At 51.2% G+C, this 4770-nt stretch carries 2 protein-coding genes; one reads left to right on the forward strand and one right to left on the reverse strand.

What is annotated here, in order from left to right; genetic code table 11:
- Positions 1 to 30 precede the first annotated feature (30 nt).
- Complete coding sequence (locus KKA81_15985) at positions 31 to 4440, forward strand: right-handed parallel beta-helix repeat-containing protein (protein MBU2652429.1); 4410 nt, start codon at positions 31 to 33, stop codon at positions 4438 to 4440.
- Between the two features lie 75 nt (positions 4441 to 4515).
- On the opposite strand, the gene KKA81_15990 is transcribed toward KKA81_15985, so the two are convergent.
- On the reverse strand, positions 4516 to 4770 hold a 255-nt coding region (locus tag KKA81_15990), incomplete at its 5' end, for a hypothetical protein (GenBank protein MBU2652430.1).

Raw genomic sequence — 4770 nt, forward strand, 5'->3', positions numbered from 1 at the left:
GAACCTCCCGGCCCCCCTTTTATTTTTGAGATGCCCGTGATAATCGAAAACGAGTACAATCCTGACAGTTCGGTGAATTCGATGGGCTACCTGGGGATAGACAACAGTTGGGGGGGAGGGGAGCCGTTTCAGATCAGAATTATGGGGGACGCCTGGTTGCAGATAAATGGCAACGTAGTCGCCCAGGGGAAGGCTGGAGACCCGATAAGTTTTGTATGCCTGGGGCCGATGTACAACAACTTTGGCGGTGGTCCCGCCGGTTTACCGCCTGAAGATTATACCCTGGAGTTTGACTGGTGTACGTTTTTCAATTATACTCCAAGTTCCTCCTCCCTGTCGATTCGCGGCGGCAATCTGAAGATGAGCAACTGCTCGATGCCCGCAACCAGTGGTGTGCTCGCTCTCTATTACGATGCTCTTAGATCCAATAGTTACGACGTAGAGCTCAACAACTGCTATTTCAATGGGAACGAAATGCCCAATGCCGTCAGCCCGAATCAACTGCTCGGCATCCGTAGCCTCGACCTGAATCATAATCTATTCAGCAATTGTCAATTCGATGCCTCCTCGGCGTCGGTCGGAGTACTGGCCGTAGGCGGCAGTGTTGTTCTGAAAGGGATGGTTGGCAATACCGCGGTGAACAACAGTCAAAACACCGTTGTTTTTAATTCCTCCATGGTGAAAATTGACGATACCTGCTATATCAAGACCAGTAACGACTGCAGTCCGTTTTTTCTGGGGGATATAGTTGTTGATACCAACGCTTTGTTGGTTATCGATACCGGCTCAGTGCTTAAGTTCATTCCTGGTTCCACAACCAATATCACGGTGAAGGGTGAGATGATCGTTGACAGCGCAGTCCTGACCTCCACCGGTGACCGAGCGTACGGCGGCTATGTCAATGGCTATTCGTCTGAAAATCCGACAGAAACGTATGCCTGGGGAGGAATCGAAACCGACATCGGAAGTAAGCTGGCGCTTAAGAATCACTCAATCGTGCGCTGGACGTACAGTCCGATAGCCGGTGAAGGGGGGGTGTTGCTCGATCACAGCAGAATCGAGCAGTTCTGGGGAGCCGGTATTGATATGCACTACACCAGTCCTTGCAGTTTGCAGGTGATTGGCAGTACTATTCATCAGAATCTCTCTACCGGTGATGGTATCCAGTTTGTAATGAGCATCAATCCGGCGGACTCCGCCGCCGGTTACTTTCATATCGACAGCTCGGAGATAATCCAATGCGGCAGTGAAGGGATCTATATCGGCGGCGGGGTTGGCCGCTCGTTTGATGATGAACTAAAAGTGAAAGTGACCAACTCGGTGATATCCGGTAATGTTGACGACGGGCTGACTATCGACGTGGGCCAGCCAGCGGATAGTATCACCGTGATGAACAACATTTTCAACGGAAATGGGGGGAACGGTTTATGGGTCGATGGTGATTGTGATTCGGTGGCCGTAAGAGTGGAAACCAATGCCGCGGCGGGAAACGGCGGCGCCGGACTGGGGGTACAGAACGGCCGGGTCGACTTTGTGGGGAACAGTTCCGTTTTCAATTCGGGCTACGGGATTTACTATCCGTACAAACCGCAGTGGACAGGGAGCGTCGTCAACAATCTCGTAGCATACAACGATAGCTATGGCATTTACTGCTACGCCAGGTACGGCGGCGTGATGCCAACGCTGACAAGGAATATTTTCTTTAACAACTATGACGACACGCGGGAGATATATCTTCGGACTGATGATTACGATTTTTACACGATAGAGGAACTTCAGGCGCTTGGCGACAGCGCAGCGACCAATCTTGATCTCAATCCACAGTTGTATGCTGTTTACAAGGCGCAAATAATCTCTCGTTTCTATGACTCCGGGAGCAATCAGACCAGGCTGCTGATCGATGGTCCATTTGCCGATATTGGCAAACTGGAGGGGCTCCCGATTCTTCCGACCAAAGTCGATACGACTGCCTGGTTCTATGTGATTCGAAACACACCCGACTCCATATATCTTGCCGGCAATGCCATGGATGTTCTTATTGGAATGGACAGCCTGACTGTCTATGATTACCATATCACAAAACTCTCTCCGGCCGTTGAATATGGCGACTCCAGTTTTGTAACTTCTGAATTCGATGTGGACGGCCAGCTTAGAATTATCGACAGCGATGGGAACGACATAAAGTCGGTGGACGTAGGGGCGGATGAGTTCGATCCGGACACGCTGGACTTGTTCATTTATGTCACGTCGCCTTCGGCCGATACTACTCTCGTCCCGGGGAGCACGGTCAATATTATCTGGGCGTCGTACGGTATCGAGAATGTGAAGATAGAGTACGCATCGGATATTCAGAACGGCCAGACCCCGACCTGGCAGACAATCACCAACTCGGCAGCGGCGAATCCGGCTGTTTTCTCATGGACAGTCCCGCAGACGTTGTCGTACCGGACCAGGATTCGGGTGAGTGATGCCGGCGGTTCCGGCTACAGTAACGAGACCGATTACTTTCATATCAAGACGTACTGTCTGACCAGGGTGGCGGCGGATAGTTCGTATGAGCAATTTGCCCCTTCAAGCGACGGCTGGTCGTTTAGTAATTCCACGGCAAATCTCTGGCCGGAGTCATGGTGGCAACAGTACGATTATCTTACCGGCACCGATCCGTACACCGGACGTGAGTATCCATCCAGTAGCAACGCTTATCCGTTTGCCATAATGTCTCCCAGTGCCTTTCCGAGCTGGCCGATCTTTGTCGAGGCGTTCGGTGTGGACCAATGCTACTACACGACCGGGAGCGGACTAGCGTATGTGTTACGCGCCGTTGATCGCTGGGCCGATATCAGCAAACCGTTCAACGGCAGTTGTTATGGCATGGTTAACAGTGCCGCGCTGGCGTTTTCCAACAAAAGCGGCCTGGCTACCCGGTGGGGGTATTTAGGATTCCCTGATAACCTTGGCACTATGAGTATTTCGGACGAAGTCAGGGAGTTTATCAATGTGTCATACCTGCATGTGTTCGGAAAACAGCATGACGAGTATCTCAAACAGTACTATGCCGCGACTCCTAAGGCAACGGTGGAGCAACTGCGGGTGGCGCTCATGGATCGTACCAACGAAAAACTCGCAGCCTTGTACCTGGCCAATCAGCAGGGAACGGCGGCACACTCGGTCTATCCGTACGAAGTTGCCAGCGATCCTAATCCGTCTCTTGTCAAAGTGTTTATTTACGACCCCAATTACCAGGGCGACGATCTAAAATATATCGACGTTGACACTGTTAATAATGTCTGGGGTTATCCGGAGATGATTCTGTGGGGAGGGAGCAACTATTTCATTCTCGATAATCCGATCAACAGCAGTTTGGAAGTGCCGGAGTTGACCAGCTCACCGGCAGCGTACGCCGCTCTCGCAAAAGAGAGCGGCGAGCGTTCCGGCAATATAGAAATTATCTTCCCGAACGATGGCTATATTGCCGCTTATGACACTGTCGGCGATTCAATCGGGTATGGATCTGATGGCGGTTTCAACTCAATCGCAAACGCGATTGTGTTGCCGACGATGCATGCCTCCGATGGTCTGCCATACCGGATGATTGTGCCGGATCAGTCGTATAGATGTGCCATCTCTAAACTAAAAGAGAACTCAGCGCGGATCGGTTATTACTACGATTCGCTCTATGTTGGATACAGCCGTGCCGATGTTGATTCGACTCAAGTCGATAGTCTCACACTTGATGATGGCCTCACCATCGGTAACCCTGATGCCAGCGCTAAACAGATCGTCTTACGCATGGCTCGTACGCTCGCGGATGGGGAGCGGGCGGTAATTATCGACAGCCTTGGTCTCTTTCCTGACGAATCGATTCGCCTTGAGCCACTGGATACCAATGGGTGGTATTTGGACAATCCGGGGGTCGCGCGGAGCTATCGATTCTGGATACGACAGGTGAAGACAGCAGATGGAGAGTGGACCTTCAGCGCTCACGATATCCCGTTGGAAGCGGGAGTAGCACATATTTTGACACCGCACTGGTCCGGCCTTACTCTCGATTCCTGTGCCATCTACCTTGACTACAACCATGACTATGTCGCTGATGACTCGATGATATTGTATAACGATGTTATCGTTGGCGTGAATGACGATCCGGCTGGTGGACTGCCGTACCGATTCGAGCTATCACAGAATTACCCGAACCCGTTTAACCCGGTCACTACAATTGAGTACAGCTTGCCACAGCGGAGCAATGTCAGGATCGAGATCTTCAATCTGCTAGGTCGGAAAGTTCGTACTCTGGTTGAAAGAGAGGAATCGGCAGGCACGTATTCCATTACATGGGACGGCGAATCAACGAATGGACAGCCGGTATCAACGGGCGTCTACTTCTATCGTTTCCAGGCAGGCGATTATGTCGCAACGAAAAAGATGTTGCTGTTGAAATAAACCACCCAAAAATGGCCACAATATAGGGCAAATCATTGTGCCACAACGCGAGTACGGGGTTCGATCCCCCCACCTCTATTTAGATAACTCAGTACAATAGATTACAGGTCGGACGGGGGTATAATACCCCCGCCGCTGCCTTTGTAAGTCAAAATCCCGCCATAACACCGAATAACGTGCAATCATTTTGGGCACGATCTGATCACCGCGTTCCTTTGTCTTTTCGTCAAGAAAAGGCGCTTGCATCCCCTGGTAAGCTTCCCTGTCAAGTAGACAATTCATAAGTGGAGTTTTTGACGGTTTGTCGTTCCCGGAAGACCGTCGGCGGCA

The organism is Bacteroidota bacterium (genome assembly GCA_018831055.1).
In the GTDB taxonomy this organism is placed as follows: domain Bacteria; phylum Bacteroidota; class Bacteroidia; order Bacteroidales; family B18-G4; genus M55B132.